At 73.7% G+C, this 16,361-nt stretch carries 18 protein-coding genes; 8 read left to right on the top strand and 10 right to left on the bottom strand.

What is annotated here, in order from left to right:
* Positions 1 to 9 precede the first annotated feature (9 nt).
* Genes BFF78_RS40055 through hypA form a run of 3 tightly spaced genes read left to right on the top strand, consistent with a single transcriptional unit; the run spans position 10 to position 780 of the window.
* Positions 10 to 216 (top strand): hypothetical protein, encoded by a 207-nt coding sequence (locus BFF78_RS40055; RefSeq protein ID WP_069782947.1) that lies wholly within the window; start codon positions 10 to 12, stop codon positions 214 to 216.
* Positions 217 to 266: 50 nt separating this feature from the next.
* A complete protein-coding gene (locus BFF78_RS47105) occupies positions 267 to 416 on the top strand; it encodes a hypothetical protein (protein WP_165289393.1) in 150 nt (49 codons plus the stop codon).
* Between the two features lie 7 nt (positions 417 to 423).
* Positions 424 to 780: a hydrogenase maturation nickel metallochaperone HypA gene (gene hypA / locus BFF78_RS40050; protein ID WP_069782946.1), complete on the top strand. Its 357-nt coding sequence runs from the start codon at positions 424 to 426 to the stop codon at positions 778 to 780.
* A gap of 23 nt (positions 781 to 803) precedes the next feature.
* Here the strand turns inward: hypA and hypE are convergent, their stop codons facing one another.
* The 9 genes from hypE to BFF78_RS40005 form a co-directional block, all read right to left on the bottom strand.
* Complete coding sequence (hypE, locus tag BFF78_RS40045) at positions 804 to 1,877, bottom strand: hydrogenase expression/formation protein HypE (protein WP_069782945.1); 1,074 nt, start codon at positions 1,875 to 1,877, stop codon at positions 804 to 806.
* Positions 1,870 to 3,015, bottom strand: a complete 1,146-nt coding sequence (gene hypD / locus BFF78_RS40040; RefSeq protein WP_069782944.1) for a hydrogenase formation protein HypD — start codon at positions 3,013 to 3,015, stop codon at positions 1,870 to 1,872. Before hypD ends, hypE begins: the two co-directional genes overlap by 8 nt.
* A complete protein-coding gene (locus BFF78_RS40035) occupies positions 3,012 to 3,302 on the bottom strand; it encodes a HypC/HybG/HupF family hydrogenase formation chaperone (protein WP_069782943.1) in 291 nt (96 codons plus the stop codon). Before BFF78_RS40035 ends, hypD begins: the two co-directional genes overlap by 4 nt.
* Before the next feature lie 3 nt (positions 3,303 to 3,305).
* A complete protein-coding gene (gene hypF, locus BFF78_RS40030) occupies positions 3,306 to 5,648 on the bottom strand; it encodes a carbamoyltransferase HypF (RefSeq protein ID WP_069782942.1) in 2,343 nt (780 codons plus the stop codon).
* A complete protein-coding gene (gene hypB, locus BFF78_RS40025; protein ID WP_069782941.1) occupies positions 5,645 to 6,361 on the bottom strand; it encodes a hydrogenase nickel incorporation protein HypB in 717 nt (238 codons plus the stop codon). Before hypB ends, hypF begins: the two co-directional genes overlap by 4 nt.
* Positions 6,362 to 6,434: 73 nt before the next feature.
* Positions 6,435 to 7,001: a hydrogenase maturation protease gene (locus BFF78_RS40020; RefSeq protein WP_069782940.1), complete on the bottom strand. Its 567-nt coding sequence runs from the start codon at positions 6,999 to 7,001 to the stop codon at positions 6,435 to 6,437.
* Complete coding sequence (locus BFF78_RS40015) at positions 6,998 to 8,707, bottom strand: hydrogenase maturation protein (protein ID WP_069782939.1); 1,710 nt, start codon at positions 8,705 to 8,707, stop codon at positions 6,998 to 7,000. The genes BFF78_RS40020 and BFF78_RS40015 overlap by 4 nt, the downstream gene beginning before the upstream one ends.
* A gap of 141 nt (positions 8,708 to 8,848) precedes the next feature.
* Positions 8,849 to 9,379, bottom strand: a complete 531-nt coding sequence (locus BFF78_RS40010; protein WP_069782938.1) for a hypothetical protein — start codon at positions 9,377 to 9,379, stop codon at positions 8,849 to 8,851.
* 235 nt (positions 9,380 to 9,614) lie between these two features.
* A complete protein-coding gene (locus BFF78_RS40005; protein ID WP_069782937.1) occupies positions 9,615 to 10,352 on the bottom strand; it encodes an MgtC/SapB family protein in 738 nt (245 codons plus the stop codon).
* A 263-nt stretch (positions 10,353 to 10,615) separates the two neighbouring features.
* Here BFF78_RS40005 and BFF78_RS40000 point away from each other — a divergent pair, with 263 nt between their 5' ends.
* The 3 genes from BFF78_RS40000 (at position 10,616) to BFF78_RS39990 (ending at position 13,347) form a co-directional block, all read left to right on the top strand.
* Entirely contained in the window at positions 10,616 to 11,068 is a 453-nt protein-coding gene (locus tag BFF78_RS40000; protein WP_069782936.1) for a DUF2267 domain-containing protein, read from the top strand.
* A 194-nt stretch (positions 11,069 to 11,262) separates the two neighbouring features.
* Positions 11,263 to 11,850: an ANTAR domain-containing protein gene (locus BFF78_RS49855; protein WP_335755375.1), complete on the top strand. Its 588-nt coding sequence runs from the start codon at positions 11,263 to 11,265 to the stop codon at positions 11,848 to 11,850.
* 276 nt (positions 11,851 to 12,126) lie between these two features.
* The gene (locus BFF78_RS39990) at positions 12,127 to 13,347 is read left to right on the top strand and encodes an AI-2E family transporter (RefSeq protein ID WP_418346728.1); all 1,221 of its coding nucleotides are present in this window, start codon (positions 12,127 to 12,129) and stop codon (positions 13,345 to 13,347) included.
* 57 nt (positions 13,348 to 13,404) lie between these two features.
* Here BFF78_RS39990 and BFF78_RS39985 read toward each other — a convergent pair whose 3' ends face one another.
* Positions 13,405 to 13,962 (bottom strand): TetR/AcrR family transcriptional regulator, encoded by a 558-nt coding sequence (locus tag BFF78_RS39985; protein ID WP_069782934.1) that lies wholly within the window; start codon positions 13,960 to 13,962, stop codon positions 13,405 to 13,407.
* A 142-nt stretch (positions 13,963 to 14,104) separates the two neighbouring features.
* On the opposite strand from BFF78_RS39985, the gene BFF78_RS39980 reads away from it, so the two are divergent.
* Together BFF78_RS39980 and BFF78_RS39975 are read left to right on the top strand one after the other, a co-directional pair.
* Entirely contained in the window at positions 14,105 to 15,262 is a 1,158-nt protein-coding gene (locus BFF78_RS39980; protein WP_069782933.1) for an FAD-dependent monooxygenase, read from the top strand.
* A 97-nt stretch (positions 15,263 to 15,359) separates the two neighbouring features.
* A complete protein-coding gene (locus BFF78_RS39975; RefSeq protein ID WP_069782932.1) occupies positions 15,360 to 16,295 on the top strand; it encodes an alpha/beta hydrolase in 936 nt (311 codons plus the stop codon).
* Positions 16,296 to 16,361: the final 66 nt, after the last annotated feature.

Genomic DNA, 16,361 nt, shown 5'->3' with positions numbered 1-16,361 from the left:
AGATCGATCATGGGGACCATCCGAGTGGGCCACCCCCAGGCGCGGCCCGACACACCGACGCATGTGCGCGGTCTGCACCAGGGCAACAAGGGCCCGTACAAGCATCAGAGCGGACACCACGTGGACGGCACCGCTGACGCGCGCCGCTCCACGGGGATCCACTGGAAGCGGCATGACGCCCTGCTGGACGCGATGCCGAACATCTCACCGGGATGAGAGAGCAGGGAGAGACCGTGAGGAAGCGCTGTCCGGCCAGGAGGTCGACGATGTCCGTACGTCAGGTGCTGCTCGCGCAGGCCGCCCTCGTCGGCGGGGTGCTGCTCACGCTGTTCATCAAAGAACTCCCCGGCGTGATGCGCGAGTTGAGGATCTACCGGATGACCGGTGGGCTGCGCGCCAACCGCCGTTATCCCTGAGCCGGCCGTGCACGAGCTGTCGATCGCGACCGCGATCGTGGAGCAGGCGGAGGAGATCGCCCGCGCCGACGGCGCCGAGGGCGTCTCCTGCGTGACCGTCCGGGTCGGCGAACTGGCGGGTGTGGTGCCGGACGCCCTGCACTTCGCCTTCGAGGTGGCCCGCGACGGTACGGCGCTCGCCGGGGCGCGGCTCGTGGTGGAGCAGGTGAGCGCGCGGGCCTGGTGCGGCGGCTGTGCGGAGGAGTTCGCGCTCGGCATGCCGCCGTTCTTCTGGTGCCCGCGCTGCGACCGTCCCTCTCAGGAGCTGCGCAGCGGACGGGAACTGGAGATCACGGGGGTCGCCCCGGCCCCGGCCCCGCACTGAGTACGGGGCCGGGCGGGCCGGGCTCAGCAGATGCGGGGCAGTTGCTCGCCCAGGGGCAGGTCCACCACCCGGGTGCCGCCGAGGCCGGTGGCCACGACGACCATTCCCGGGTGCTCCGCCACGCACTCACCGATACGGGCCGCGCCCGCGCCCTGCGGATGGGCCCGCATCGCCGCCAGGACCGCCTCGGCGTGCTCCGGGGGTACGAAGGCGACGAGCCGGCCCTCGTTCGCGACGTACAGCGGGTCCAGGCCGAGGAATCCACAGGCGTTCGCGACCTCGTCCGGCACCGGGATGGCCCGCTCCCGCAGCCGGACTCCGGTGCCGGAGGCGCGGGCGATCTCGTTCAGGGACGCGCCGAGCCCGCCCCGGGTCGGGTCGCGCAGCACGTGGATGTCCTGTGTGACCGCCAGCATGGCCGCCACGAGGCCGGCCAGGGGCGCGGTGTCGGAGGCGATCTCGACGCCGAACTCCAGGCCCTCGCGCACGCTCATGATGGCCACGCCGTGCAGCCCGATGGGTCCGCTGACGAGGACGGCGTCACCCGGCCGGGCACGCTGCGGGCGGATGTCGACGCCGTCCGGTACGAGGCCGACGCCGGCGGTGGTGACGTAGACGCCGTCACCGTGCCCGGACTCGACCACCTTGGTGTCGCCGGTGGCGACGGTGACGCCGGCGGCCTCGGCCGCCGCGCCGATGGCGTGCGCGATCCGGCTGACGACGTCGATCTCCACGCCCTCTTCCAGCACGAAGGCGGTGGACAGGTAGGCGGGCCGGGCGCCGCTCATCGCCAGGTCGTTCACCGTGCCGTTGACGGCGAGGTCGCCGAGGCTGCCGCCGGGGAAGAACAGCGGCCGTACCACGTAGGAGTCGGTGGAGAAGGCCAGCCGGGCGCCGCCCAGGTCCAGGACGGCCGAGTCGGTGAGGGCGGCCAGGGTGGGGTTGCCGTAGGCGGGGGCGAAGACCTGCTCGATCAGTTCGGCGGACAGGGCGCCGCCGCCGCCGTGGCCCATGACGACCACCGGCTGGTCGCGCAGGGGTGCGGGGCAGGTCCAGTTCGCGGGGTCGACGGCCGCTTCGGTAGCCAGGTCAGCCAATGGAGTTCAGCTCCTCCCGCGGGATGCGCGATCCCCGCTGTGCCGGACCGTCCGCCATCCGGCGGTACAGGTAGTAGGCGGCGCAGGCGCCCTCGGTTGAGACCATGGTGGCGCCGAGCGGGGTGCGCGGGGTGCAGGCGGTGCCGAAGGCCTCGCACTCGGTCGGCTTGATCAGCCCCTGCAGCACCTCTCCGGCGCGGCACACCGCGGGTTCCTCGGTGCGGATGCCGGTGACGTCGAAACGGTACTCGGCGTCGTAGGCCCGGAAGGCGTCGGACAGCCGCCAGCCGCTGGCGGGGATGCGGCCGATGCCGCGCCAGTTGCGGTCGACGACCTCGAAGACCTCCTCCAGCATGCTCAGGGCCGCCGGGTTGCCCTGCTCGCGCACCGCGCGCGGGTAGGCGTTCTCCACCCGGTGCTCACCGCGCTCCAGCTGGTGTACGGCGCGGCGGATCCCTTCCAGGATGTCCAGCGGCTCGAAGCCGGTGACGACGATCGGCACGCGGTGCCTCTCGGCCAGCTCCGGGTACTCGGCGGTGCCCATCACGCTGCATACGTGCCCGGCGGCGAGGAAGCCCTGCACCCGGCATTCCGGCGCGGTCATGATGGCCTCGATCGCGGGTGGGACCCGGACATGGGAGACCAGCAGGCTGAAATTGTCCAGGCCCAGGCGGCGGGCCTGGTGGACGGCCATGGCGTTGGCGGGGGCGGTCGTCTCGAAGCCGATGGCGAAGAACACGACCTGGCGGCCCGGGTTCCTGCGGGCGAGGTCGAGCGCGTCCAGCGGCGAGTACACCACGCGTACGTCACCGCCCTCGCCTTTGACCCGGAACAGGTCCCGGTCGGTGCCGGGCACCCGCAGCATGTCGCCGAAGGAACAGAAGATCACCTCGGGGCGGGCGGCGATCTCCAGGGCCTTGTCGATGACGTCGAGCGGTGTGACACACACCGGACAGCCGGGCCCGTGGATCAACTCCACCTGTTCGGGCAGGAGTTGGTCGATGCCGTGCCGGATGATGGAGTGGGTCTGGCCGCCGCAGACCTCCATCAGCGCCCAGGGCCGGGTGGCCGTGGCATGGATCTCCTCCAGCAACCGGCGCGCCAGGTCCGGGTCGTTGAACTCGTCGATGTACTTCACCGGGCCTCACTCCCGTTCTCCTGCCGGGCCGCCTGCTCCCAGGCGTCCCCGAACTCCTCTTCCAGCAACCCCAGTTGCTCGAACAGCTCCAGGGACGCCCGAGCCGACTCCTCGTCCAGGCGCTGCAGGGCGAAGCCGACGTGGACGATGACGTACTCCCCCACCCGGACGTCGGGCAGGTATTCCAGGCACGCCTGTTTACGCACTCCGCCGAAGTCGATCAGCCCGGTCATGGGGTCGGCGCGATGGTCGATGGACACGACCTTTCCGGGCACTGCCAGACACATGCGTCACTCCGTCTCGTGGTTGTGTGCTCTTCCCGCGACCATGAGCTGACCGAGCGCCAGCCCTCCGTCGTTCGGGGGGACTTCGCCGTGCCGCAGGACCGGAAACCCCGCTCGGGTCAGCAGCGAGGCGATCTCCTCCTCCAGCAGGCCGTTGGCGAAGACGCCTCCGGTGAGGGCGACCGTGGTCAGGCCGGTCTCCGCGCGGGCGCGGTGACAGATCCCGGCGACGGCGCGGGCGACACCCCGGTGGAAGCGGGCCGCGAGGACCGGTGCCGGGGTGCCGCGCCGCCGATCGGCGAGCAGGGCCCTCAGCATCGGTGCGGGGTCGCAGGCGAGGACGCCCTCGTCGGCGAGGGCGAAGGGGTACGCCACCGAGTCCGCGTCCGCGGCCTCCAGCGCCGCCGCCTCCAGCTCCAGCGCGGCCTGTGCCTCGTATCCCGCCCGCTGGCACACACCGGTCAGAGAGGACACCGCGTCGAACAGACGGCCCATGCTGGACGTCGGCACCCATGCCACCCGGCGGTCCAACTGCCGCCTCAGTACGGCGAGTTCTACCTCGGTGCAAGCCTCGACGCTCGGCAGGTCCGGGTCCCACGGCAGCTTTGCCGCCCACAACCGGGCCAGCGCCAGCCGGCAGGGGTTGGCCACACCGGCGTCGCCGCCGGGCAGCGGGGCGGGGGTGAGGCGGGCGAAGCGCCGGTAGCCGGTGTAGTCGGCGAGCAGCACCTCGCCGCCCCACACGGTCCCGTCGTCGCCGTAGCCGGTGCCGTCGAAGGCGACGCCGATCACCGGTGTGGTGCCGTCCAGGCCGTGCTCGGCCATCGCGGAGGCGATGTGGGCGTGGTGGTGCTGGACCAGCCGCACCGGCATCCCCGAGGCGCGGCGCCGAGCCCAGCCGGTCGAGTGGTAGCCGGGGTGCCGGTCGGCGGCCACGAGCCGGGGGCTGACCCCGGTCAGGCGGGTCAGGTGCCGCTCGGCCCGCTCTGCCGCCTCGAGGGTCGCCAGGTCGCCCATGTCACCGATGTGCGGCCCGAACCAGGCCTGGTCGCCCTCCCCCAGGCACAGGACGTTCTTCAGATCGCCGCCGGCCGCGAGCACGGGCGGCACCGCGAGGGGCAGGCGCAGCGGACGGGGGACGTAACCGCGCGAACGCCTGAGGACCTGCTCGGTGCCGTCCGGTCGGACCCGCAGCAGGGAGTCGTCACAGGGCGCGGCGATGGGCCGGTCGTGGGCGAGCCAGGCGTCGGCCAGCCCGGCCAGCCGGGTCAGTGCCTCGGCGTCGTCGGTGACGATCGGCTCGCCGGAGCGGTTGCCGCTCGTCATCACCAGCGCCCGGGGACCGGGCGGATGGCCGGGCAGCCCGAACAGCAGGGTGTGGACAGGGGTGTAGGGCAGTATCACGCCCACGTGCGGGCTGCCCGGGCAGACCTGGTCGGCGAGGCGGAGGCCGTCCGTCGGTGTGCGTCTGCGCAGCAGGACGATGGGTCGGCGGGCGCTGGTCAGCGCGACCCGCTCGGCGGCGGAGAGGACCGCGATCAGCTCGGCGGTGGCCAGGTCCGCGCACATCACCGCGAAGGCCTTGCCGCCCCGTTCCTTGCGGCGGCGCAGGGTGGCCACGGCCCGCTCGTCGGTGGCGTCGCAGGCCAGGTGGTAGCCGCCGAGCCCCTTGACGGCGACGATCCGCCCGGCGGCCAGCAGCGCGCGGGCCGTGGCGAGGGCGTGCGCGCCCCGGGCCGGGCGCAGGCCGGCCAGGCCCGGGACCAGGGTGAGCCGTGGTCCGCACGCGGGGCAGGCGACGGGCTGGGCGTGGAAGCGCCGGTCGGCGGGATCGCCGTACTCGCGGGAGCAGGAGGGGCACATCGGGAAGCCGGCCATGGTGGTGGCCTCGCGGTCGTACGGCATCCCGGTGGCGATGGTGAAGCGCGGCCCGCAGTGGGTGCAGGTGATGAACGGGTGCCGGTGCCGCCGGTCGGCCGGATCGGCCAGTTCACGCAGGCAGTCGGCGCAGGTCGCGGTGTCGGGTGGCAGGTGGGTGCGGCCCGCGGCCCGCTCGGTGGAGCGGATCGTAAAGGGGCCGGTGTCGCCGGCGGCGGGCAGGTCCTCGGCGGCGATGCCTCCCACGGTGGCCAGGGGCGGCGGCTGTTCCGCCAGCGCGGCGCAGAAACGGTCGACGTCGTCCGCGGGGCCCTCGACCTCGACGATCACGCCGTCGCCGGTGTTCCCCACGAACCCGGCCAGGCCCAGTCCGGCGGCCAGTCGGTGCACATGCGGCCGGAAGCCGACTCCCTGCACGGTGCCGCGCACGGTGAGCCGCCGGCGCACCAGGCCGGTCGCGGGGGCCGTCATACGGCGGGCGCGGTGTGGTGGTGGCCGTGTGGATGCGGGGCGAGCGGCGGGTGGTGCGGGGTCCCCTCCCGGGCGGCGAGGGCGCGGTCCAGGAGGAGGTCGGCACCGTCGCCGGTGCGCGCGCAGGACCGTACGATCTCCACGCCCGGGTTGACCTGGTGGACGTGCGTCCGGAAGGCGGTCTCGTCGAAGCCGGCCGGCTCGGCGAGGTCCGTCTTGGTGATCACCACCAGATGGGCGGAGCCGAACGCGGTCGGGTATTTCAGCGGTTTGTCCTCGCCCTCGGTGACCGCCATCAGCACGATCCGCAGGGTCTCGCCGAGGTCGTACGCGGCCGGGCAGACGAGGTTGCCGACGTTCTCCACGAAGAGCACGGCGGTGTCCGCGGGCAGCCAGCCGGTCAGCCGGGCCCGGACCTGACGGGCCTCCAGGTGGCACAGTCCGTCGGTGAGCAGCTGCTGGACGGGGGCGCCGGAGCGGGCCAGCCGGACGGCGTCGTTCTCGGTGGCCAGGTCGGCGGTCAGCGCCGCCACCGGAACGCCCCGCCGCACCGCGCGGGCCAGGACCTGCCCGAGGAGCTCGGTCTTGCCGCTGCCGGGGCTGGACAGCAGGTTGACGACGGTCACGCCCTGCCGGGCGAGGCCGGCGCGCAGCTCCGCGGCGAGATCGTCGTTCTTCGCCAGGACGGCCTGTCTGACGTCGGACCGGCACATGGGCGCTGCTCCTCGGATACGGCGGTGGAGCCCCGGCCGCTTCCTTGCGGCCCGGACTCCACCGATCTTCCGCTCATCCGGCCGCCGTACCGGGCAGCGCAGCCGGGCGCGGGGGCCCGGATTCCATCGGGCGGCCCAACGGGGGTGCTGGCGCGGCGGGGTCGGCGAGCAAGGTCCGGACGAGCGCGTGCAGGGCGTCCACGGCCGGGGCGACGGCTTCCCGGACCGGTGCGCTGAGCCCGGGCAGGAGGTCCTCGTCGCCGGCCGGCAGCAGCTCGGGCTCACAGGCCAGGACGAGGACACGGGGCAGCGGCTCCTCGCCGAGGTGCGCGGCCAGGGCCAGTACCTTCGCCGGGTCCATGCCGTGGGCCTCGGGTACGACGGTGCCGTCGGGCGCCTCGGCCTCGATGAGGCAGAGGGTGCCGGGGGTGTGTCCGCGCCGGGCGGTGTCGACCAGGACGGCGGTGTCGTATCCGTCGAGCAGGTCGTAGGCCAGGTCCAGGCCCCGGATGCCGTAGTCGTGCACCCGTACCTCGGGCGGCAGCGGGCGGTGGGCGAGGGCGCGGATCACCTCGGGGCCGAAGGCGTCGTCGGCGAGGAAGATGTTGCCGACGCCCGCCACCAGGAGGCGCGGCGTCACCGCAGGCCTCCTGCGGGCGGGGTCAGCGGCCGGGGTGAGCCGGACGGGGTCTTGCGGACGAAGGCGGAGCGCAGGGCGTGGTAGGGGGCGTCGGGGTCGGAGAAGATGGTGTGCATGCGGGCCAGTTCGGCCTCGCGGTACGCGGCGAGCGGGCGTTCGCGCTCGGCCGCGGCCCGGGCCGCGGCCTTGGCGGCGATCCGCGCCTCCACGAAGGGTGAGGCGGCGAGTTCGGCCGCCAGCTGCCGGACCTCGGCCGGGAAGTCGCCGGGCGCGGCCGGTACGAGCCGGTCCACGAGCCCCAGCCGTTCGGCGGACGCGGCGCTGACGGGCAGGGCTTCGGTGGTCAGCCGGTGGGCGTGTGCCGCGCCGACGCGGCGCGGCAGGCTGTACGTCCAGTACTCGGAGCCGTACAGGCCCATGCGCCGGTAGTGCGGATTGAGGACGACGCCGGTGCGGCACCAGACCTCGTCGGCGGCGAGGGCGAGCATGGCGCCGCCGGCCGCCGCGTTGCCGGCGAGCGCGGCCACCACCAGCCGGTCGGTGGTGTGCAGCACCGCCTCGACCAGGTCGTCCATGGCGTTGAGGTTGATCCACGACTCCCGGGCCGGGTCGGGGGCCGCCTCGATGACGTTCAGGTGGATGCCGTTGGAGAAGAAGTCGCGGTCCCCGCCGAGCACGAGGACGCGGGTGGGGTGCGTCAGCGCGTGCCGGTAGGCGGCGAGCAGCCGGCGGCACTGCTCGGTGCTCATGGCGCCGCCGGGGAAGGAGAAGCCGAGGAAGCCGACGTCGCCGTGCTGCCGGTAGCGGATGTCGGTCCAGGTGCGCCGGTCGGGCGGAAGGTTCAGCGGGACGGGCGCCTCCGGGAGTTCGAGGGACGGTTCCCAGGCGGCGAGCACGGCGGCGGCCGGGCGGCGGAAGGGCGCGGGGTCGCCGGAGTTCCTGCGGGGGCGGAGTTCCGGGATCCAGACGGCGCCGTCCCGGGTGGCCCGGCAGACGGCGCCCGCGCGCCGGGCGAGGAGCTCGCCGGGGCGCCCGTGCAGCCGGTCCTCGGCATACCCGCCGTGCAGGAACACCTCCCGGCCGAGGAGTTCGTCGAGGACACCGGGCTGTGAGTCGGCGCCGCGGAGTTTACGCAGGACCGTCGCGGTGTCGTCCCGCTCCCAGTCGATGCGGCGCCGCTCCTGGCGGAAGGCCTCGCGCCACAGCACGCTGATGGAGTCGTCGGTCTGCGGCCGGGGCTTGTAGGAGCCCTCGGCGTAGCGCCGTACGGCGGTGAGGACGGCGGTGACGGCGGCGTCGGAGGCCTCGCTGCGGTACAGGTCGCTCTTGCCGACGGCCGGTACGGGGAACGGCTCCGCGGCCCAGATCGGGCCCGCGTCCATCGCCGCCTCGGCCTGCAGGACCGTCACGCCCCACTGCGCCGCCCCCTCGGCGATCGCCCAGTCCAGCGAGGACGGGCCGCGGTCACCGGGCGGCCCCGGATGCACGATCAGACAGGTGTGGTCGCGCCACACCTCCTCGGGCAGGGCCGTCCTGAGCATCGGCGCGATGACCAGTTCCGGCCGCAGTTCCTGGAGGGCGGCCCGGACCGGTTCGGCGCCGTGCGAGGCGAGGACGACGTCCACGCGATGTCCGTGGTCCGTCAGTTCGGCGTACACGCGCTGGGTGAGGCTGTTGAACGCACTGGCGACGAGCAAAATGTCCATGACACGGCATCGTCGTCCCTGACCGGGGTGCCGTGAAGAACCGCCGCGCTGTTTTGTCCGCCTCTGTCGGCTCTCTTCCTCCATCCGGATCGTATGTCACGGGGCCACCACCTTCAGGGGCCGTTCCGGTGGGCCGGGTGCTCAGGCGGCGAGGGTGCTGTCCGGTCCGAGCCGGTCCAGGAGCTGGTCGAGGTGGAGCTCGACCACAGGGGCGAGGAGGTCGGGGTGGCGCAGCAGTGCGGCGGCGCGCCGGTCGCCGTCGTCGGGGGTGAGCAGGCGCCGGAACTCGGCCGGGGTGCCCGCGGTGTGCTCGCCGTCGGCGAGCGCGGCGACGGCCAGTGCGGCCAGCTCGGGATCGGTGAGCAGACCGGCCGCCCAGCTGGCCACGACCTCGTCCACCCAGGTCCGCCACGCCCAGTCGTCGCCCTCGCCGTCCTCGGCCGCCCGCTCGGCACCGGTGATCCAGTCCAGACGGGCGGCACCGCCGGGACCGGCCATCGTGACCAGGGCCGCGTCCATCTCGGTCGGGTAGCGCAGCCATGCGGCGACGGTCACGGCCTGCCGGGCCTGCGCCTCGCACAGGGCGGAGGCCAGCGCGCCGCCGCTGGCGGGATAGGCGACCGTCAGCCAGCGCGCCGTCGCGGCGATGACGGAGGACAGATCAGTGGGCACAGCCGGGCCGTCCGGGATGCAAAAGGGAACAGGGGACCGACGCAACGGTAGCCCGGCGCCGGTCAGCTCAGGGAGGGGGTGCGAAGCAGGTCATATGTGGCATCGCCCACGCCCCCGCGTGTCGCCGCACCCCAGGGGACTCGGTGCGGCCCCGGCTGCCCGCGCCCCGTGGTGGACTCCTGGCGACGGACGCCGCGCGGTACGACGACCAGGGCGACGTCCCGTTCGCCGCCCGCTATTCGTCGTCCGCCGCCGCGCTCACCTCGACATCGAGCACGCCCTCGTCCTGAAACAGCTCCGACGCCAGTTCGGTCGGGTTCTCGGCACCCTCCAGCTCCAGCAGCACCCGCGCCGCGTCGTCCGTGCGGCCGGGCAGCCGTTCGACCTTGACCTGCACGATCCGGAAACCGCGCCCGGTGCAGGTCTGCATCAGGCGCGGCAGCAGGGCCGCTCCGGTCCGGTAGGTCAGGCGCGCCTCGAAGGTGGCGGTGGCCGTGCCGGGGACGAGACGGGACATGAAGAGCGGATAACCCCGCACCACGAGGAAGTGCAGCGCCGTCACCGCCAGCGCGAGAATCGGCAGTCCTCCGCCGCAGGCCATGCCGACCGCGCAGGTCAGCCAGATGGTGGCGGCCGTGGTCAGGCCCCGTACGGCGTCCCGTCGTACGAAGATCAGGCCGCCGCCGATGAAGCCGATGCCGGAGACGATCTGCGCCGCGACGCGGGAGGGGTCGAAGGAGACGTTCTCCAGCCCCAGCACCGCGGTGAACCCGTGCTGGGACACCTCCATCATCAGCGCGCTGGCGATGCCGACCAGCGTGTGCGTGCGCAGTCCGGCGCTCTTCTGTTGCGCCGCCCGCTCCCAGCCGATCAGACTGGACAGCAGCAGCGCCAGCCCCAGCTCGGCAAGCTGCCGCAGCCCCTGCCCGTTGTGCACGTCCCACAACGGTGCCGCCAGCCCCGCTCCTGCCATGCACACCTCGCATGTCGCTCCGCCGTCGTCCGGGTTGTTCGATGGTCCGCCGCCGACGCCTACCCCGGGACGGGACCGTGACTCCCCCTTTGCCGGGTACCGGTCGCGGCGGCCGGGTACTCGGCCGGTGCCGCGGAAGGCCGTGGCCGGTGCCGGGCGCATGCGCGCCCACCGGGCCGGGATTCGGGCCTCGCCCTCGGCCACGGCGTACGGCACCGTCAGGACTGGCACCGTCAGGACTTCGTGAGGAAGGAAGCGGCCTCATGCGGCACGACGAGATGATCGGAAAGGTGCAGGCACTGGCCCAGCTGCCGGACCGGGGTTCAGCCGAACGGGCCGCGCACGCGGTGGTCAGCACGCTGTCGGAGCGGCTGCCGTCCGGGCTGGCCCGTCATGTGGCCGCCCAGTTGCCGCCCGACATGGCGGCGGCGATGCGGGAGGCGGCCGACATGGCGGCCGGGGCCGACTCCGGCACGTCGGGCGAGCGGTTCGGGCTGACCGTCTTCGCCGGGCGCATCGCCGACCGGGCGGGCACCGACGAGGACACGGCCCTGCGGGAGGCCGCCGCCGTGATGGAGGTGCTCGACGCCGCGCTCGCCCCGGAGCTGACCGAGCGGATGGCCGGGGCACTGCCCTCGGACATCCGGGACCTGTTGCCGGTGGGCCGGGCGACGGAGGGCGCCGAGCGCACCGGCCGCGCGGGCCGGGAGGGCTGACAGCCGGCGCACCGGCGCGGCCCAGGAGAGCCGGGGCACAGCGGCGCCGCGGGCCGGGAGGGGCGCACGGATGCGTACGCCGCTCGGTGCGGTCCGAACGGCGTGATGGTGCCCCAGGATGCTGGTCAATGTGTGTGCAAGCGCCCCCGAGGGCAGGCGTAGCAGTGACGCCTCCCCTCCCGCAAAGGGGTCCCATGGCCTTCTTCGCCCTCTCCCGGCACCAGCCTCTGCTCCTGCTCTCGTGCACCCGGCTCGTCTCGGAGTACGACCGGCTGACGAACGAGAACGATCAGTTGCGGACCGCCGTGTCCTCGCACGCGGTCATCGACCAGGCCATCGGAGCCGTGGTCGTCCTCGGGCAGATCGCCCCGGAAGAGGCCTGGCGTGCGCTTCGGGACGTCTCCCAGCGCACCAACACCAAACTGCGGACGCTCGCCGGGCACATCCTGGACTACGCCCAGGGCGGGACGCTCCCCGAACCGGAGCGGATCGAACTCGGCAGGGCGATCGTGCGCTACCGGCGGTACGCCACCGACTCGGGCGAGGCCCCGACGACGGGTTCAGTGACGGCCCGCCTTCATACGCCGGTGCCGGTGGGGTCTGGTGCGGTGGGGCGCCGGGGGCCGCAGGATCCATCGGTCCTCGACCTGGTCGAGGCCGTACAGCAGGATGCTGAGGACGGGGAGCAGAAGCACGGCGATGGCGATCACGGGAGGATCCCTCTCTGCCGACTACATCTTCCGGGTGCCCCGGCCGGTCCTCCCCACCCACGGCGTTTGTGAAAGTCCTGTGACCTCCCTCTTCCGGCGCCGCCCGTCGAGGTGATCTCGTACGGCAAGCGCGCAGGCAGGGACCATCGTGCCGCGCGGATGCCCGGAGGGGGACATGTGAGAGCCGCGGTCACATGCGCCGGCCGGCCTCCGTCGGTACAGCGGAAGCCGGGTCACCCCTCGCCCGCGTCGTCGAGGTCCGGCCGCCAAACGTCGCCGTCCGGGGGAAACCGCCCCCGGCTGCCTTGCGCGCGCCCCTCCCTCGACGCGCGCTTACGGTCTGTACATGTGACCGTCATCAGAGGTGACGGAGAGGAGCCGGGATCGGTGGTGGGCGATGCGCGTCGGCGGGCGGCCGGGCCGGGTGACGGGCGCCGCAGGGGGCGGGTGCTGGGCAGCCGGCCCGCGTACTCCGTGCGGCTCCCGCCCGTCCCGCGGCCCGAGCCGGTGCCGGTGCCGGTGCCGGTGGCCGAGCGGACCGTGCCATGGCTGCGGGTCGGGGCGGCCTACGCCTGGCGGCTCATCCTCGTCGGGTTCGTCGTCTACGGCGTCTTCAGCATCCTCGGCAGCTTCCAGCTCATCGCCGTCGCCCTTTTCCTCGCGCTGATCATCACCGCCGTACTGCGCCCGCTGACGGACCTGCTCGACCGGCTCCTGCCGCGGCCGCTGTGCGTCGCCGTGTCGCTCGTGGGCAGTCTGCTGCTCCTGCTGACCCTGCTCGCCCTGGTGGGCAACGCCGTGGCGGGCGAGTCGGCCCGGCTGGCGGGTGAGTTCCGGGGCGGTGTGCACCGCATCGAGGAGTGGCTGCAGCGGCCTCCGTTCCGACTGAGCCCCGGCCGGCTGTCCGCGCTGGAGAACCAGGTGACGCACTATCTGACCGCGCACCGGGCCAGCCTGCTCAGCCGCGCCGTCAGCGGGCTGAGCCGGGTGGTCGAGGTGGCGACCGGGGCCGCGCTCGCGCTGTTCTCCTCGGTGTTCTTCATCCATTCCGGCGAGCGCCTGTGGGCCTGGATCCGCGACCACCTGTTGCCGAGCGGCGCCCGTCCGGCGTGGGACCGGGCGGGCCGCGCCGCCTGGCTGGCCTTTTCCGGGTACACGCGCGGCATCATCATCGTGGCCGGCACCAATGCCGTGCTCGTCGGTATCGCGCTGCTCGTGCTGCGGGTGCCGCTCGCGCTGCCGCTGACCCTGCTGGAGTTCTTCGCCACGTTCGTGCCGCTGGTGGGCTCGCCGGTCGCGCTCGCCGTCGCCACGATCGTCGCGCTGGCCGGGCGCGGACCGCTGACGGCGGCGGCCGTGCTGGCGCTCATCGTCGTGATCGGCCAGCTGGAGGGACATGTGCTGCATCCGCTGGTGATGAGCTGGGCGGTACGGCTGCATCCGCTCGTCGTCGCGGTGTCGGTGATCGCCGGCAGCATCATCGCGGGGGTGATCGGTGCCGTGGTGGCGGTCCCGATGGTCTCGGTCGTCTGGTCGGTGCTGCGCGCACTGCGGGCGGTACCACCGTGACCGGCCGAGCACCCGTCACCCTCAACTGCCATACCAGTCAGGTCGGTTGTGTACGGCTCACCGCAGAGCCGCCGTCACGAGGGCGCGGATCTCCCCTTCCTGCACCCGTCCGCCGTTCACCAGCCGGTCGAAGACCAGACCGTCCACACAGGCCAGCAGCGTCACCGTGCGTTCCTCCGGGTCCGCCACGCCCTGGGCGGCGAGGAAGTCGCACACCGACTGCCGTGCCGGGTTCTCCCGCGGCACCAGAATCTCGCGCAGTTCGGGATGACGCGCGCTCTCGACGGCGCAGGCGTAGCGCGCGAGGGAGCGCCTGCGCCCTTCCCCGGTGAGCCGCACCTCGGTCAACTCCGCGATTCCCGCGACCAGTTCATCGGCGTTCCGCAGCACCGGCACCCGCGCCCCCATCTCCCGCAGCTCGGCCTGGTCGAGTGCGACCAGGTGTCGGACCAGTGCGGTGAGCAGGGCCTGGCGGGTGCGGTAGTAGGCGGACGTGGTGCCGGGCGGCAGCTGCGCCGCCCGGTCGACCGCGCGATGCGTCAGCCCGCGCATGCCGGCGTCGGCGAGCACGGCGATGGCGGCGTCGGCGAGGAGGGTACGTCGATCAGTGGACACCCCCTCTTTCTACACCCCGCTTCTACACCTGTAGAGCGCCGCTGTAGAGTCTCCCGTATCTACAGTCTTCTACATCCGTAGAAGAACCTGGCGTGTGGCCGGGTGACCGATGAGAACCGAGGTCGAAGGGGGACGGACGGGCATGGGCGGTACGGCGGTGGTGGTCGGGGGAGGCATCGGCGGTCTGGCGGCGGCGATCGGTCTGCGCCGGATCGGCTGGGACGTGCGGGTGGTGGAGCGGGCCGGCACCCTGGCCGACGCGGGTGCGGGCATCTCGCTGCACGCCAACGGGCTGCGCGCCCTGGACGCGCTCGGCGTCGGAGCGGCGGTGCGCGCGGCGGCCCGCCCGCAGTACACGGGCGGCACGCGCACCCCCGCGGGCCGCCGGCTGGCGCGGATGGACGGCGCCGCCCTCGAACGCGCGCTGGGCACCCCGATCGTCGGCATCCGGCGCGCGGTGCTGCACCGCCTGCTGCGCGAGGCCCTGCCGCCCGAGTGTCTGCTCATCGGGGTCACGGTGCCCGCGCTGGACCGCTCGGCTCCCGAGCGGGTGAGGGTACCGGCCGGGGACGACGTACTGGAGGCCGATGTGGTCGTTGCGGCCGACGGGGTGGGCAGCCGGCTGCGCGCACTGCTGTTCCCCGGCCATCCCGGTCCGGTGTACGCCGGTTCGACGGTACTGCGGGCCGTGACCGACCGGCCGCTGGAGCTGCGCAGCGACTTCGAGCTCACCTGGGGCGAAGGCGCGGAGTTCGGGCACATCGCCTTCGCCGACGGCCGGGCCGAGTGGCACGCGGTGCTCACCGCACCGGCCGGCGTCCGCCACGCCGACCCGCTCGGCATGCTGCGCCGGCGTTTCGCCGGCTGGCACGATCCGATCCCCGCGCTGCTGGACGCGACCCGACCGGAGGCCGTGCTCCACCACGACATCCACGAACTGGCCACGCCCTTGCGGTCGTTCGTCGCGGGGCGGGTCGTGCTTCTCGGCGACGCGGCACACGCCATGACACCGAATCTCGGCCAGGGCGCGTGCCAGGCCCTGGAGGACGCGGCCACACTCGCCGCCGCGCTCGCCACGGAGCCCTCGGTCGCCTCGGCACTGGCCCGCTACGACACCGAGCGCCGCCCGCGCTCCCAGGCGGTCGCCCGCGCCGCCCGGCAGGCGGGCAGGATGGGTCAGCAGCTGTCCCAACCGGTGGCCGTCGCCCTGCGCAACACCGCGCTACGGCTCGCGCCGTCCCGGGCGACGATGCGAGCGATCCTGCGACACGCCGACTGGACGCCGCCCGGTTTGGGCTGACCTGCTCGCCAGTCGATAGTTACACGTGTAACATCTCGCTGCGCCGACGGCCTCGGGCCGCCGGAGCACCGCCCGGCCGACGACGGAAGGCCCCGCCATGACCTCAACCGCGCCCACCCAGCTCGACACGGGCTGGCCGCCGCCCCCGTTCCGCGCCCCCACCCCCGCCGTGACCGGCACCGACGGCGTGCGCCGATGCCACGGGCTGACCTACGCCACCTCGCCCGGCTACCGGCCGCGGCTGCTGGATGTACACGTACCGCCCGCCGCAGGACCCGTACCGGCCGTCGTGTGGATCCACGGCGGTGGCTGGCTGGAGGGCGACCGGCGCTATCCGCCGCCGACCGTGCCGGTGGAACTGCTGCACGGAGCCGTCCTCGGCGCCGGTCTGGCGCTGGTCAGCGTCGACTACCGGCACAGCCTCGAGGCACCGTTCCCCGCCCAGCTGCACGACGTCAAGGCGGCCATCCGGTACGTACGGCACCACGCCGCGGACCTCGGCATCGACCCCGAACGCATCGGTGTCTGGGGCGAGTCGGCCGGCGGCCACCTCGCCGCGCTGGCCGGTCTGGTCCGCGCCGGCACCCACGGCTCCGGCCTCGAAGGGGCGGAGGGCGTGCGGGAGGAGGACAGCGGGGTGCGGGCCGTAGTCGACTGGTACGGCGTGTCCGACATCGAAGCGATCCTCGATCAGCCCCTGCCGCCCCTGCCGGTCGAGCCGTCGTACCCGGACCCCGTCATCACGCTGCTCGGCGGACCGGAGTCCGAACGCCGGGAGCGGGCGCGCGTCGCCAGCCCGGTGACCTATGCGGCCGACGGCGGCGCGCCTCCGTTCCTGCTGATCCACGGCCGTGCGGACCAGGTCGTCCCCTACAGCCAGAGCGAGGTACTGGCCCGGGTGCTCACCGACGCGGGCAGTGACGTCACGCTGCGGCCGGTCGAGGGCGCCGACCACATCTTCCTCGGGTCCGCGGAGGTGCCCTCGATCGTGGCGCACAGCGTGGAGTTCCTGCGGGGGCACCTGACGGCATGACCGGGGGCACGGCCGAGGACGGCGGTCGGCACGGGTCGCCGCCGTAGAGCCGGAGGAGGGCGCCCC

Source organism: Streptomyces fodineus (genome assembly GCF_001735805.1).
GTDB lineage: Bacteria > Actinomycetota > Actinomycetes > Streptomycetales > Streptomycetaceae > Streptomyces > Streptomyces fodineus.
Note: the sequence above shows the minus strand (reverse complement) of the source record. Positions and strands in the feature narration are given on the sequence as shown.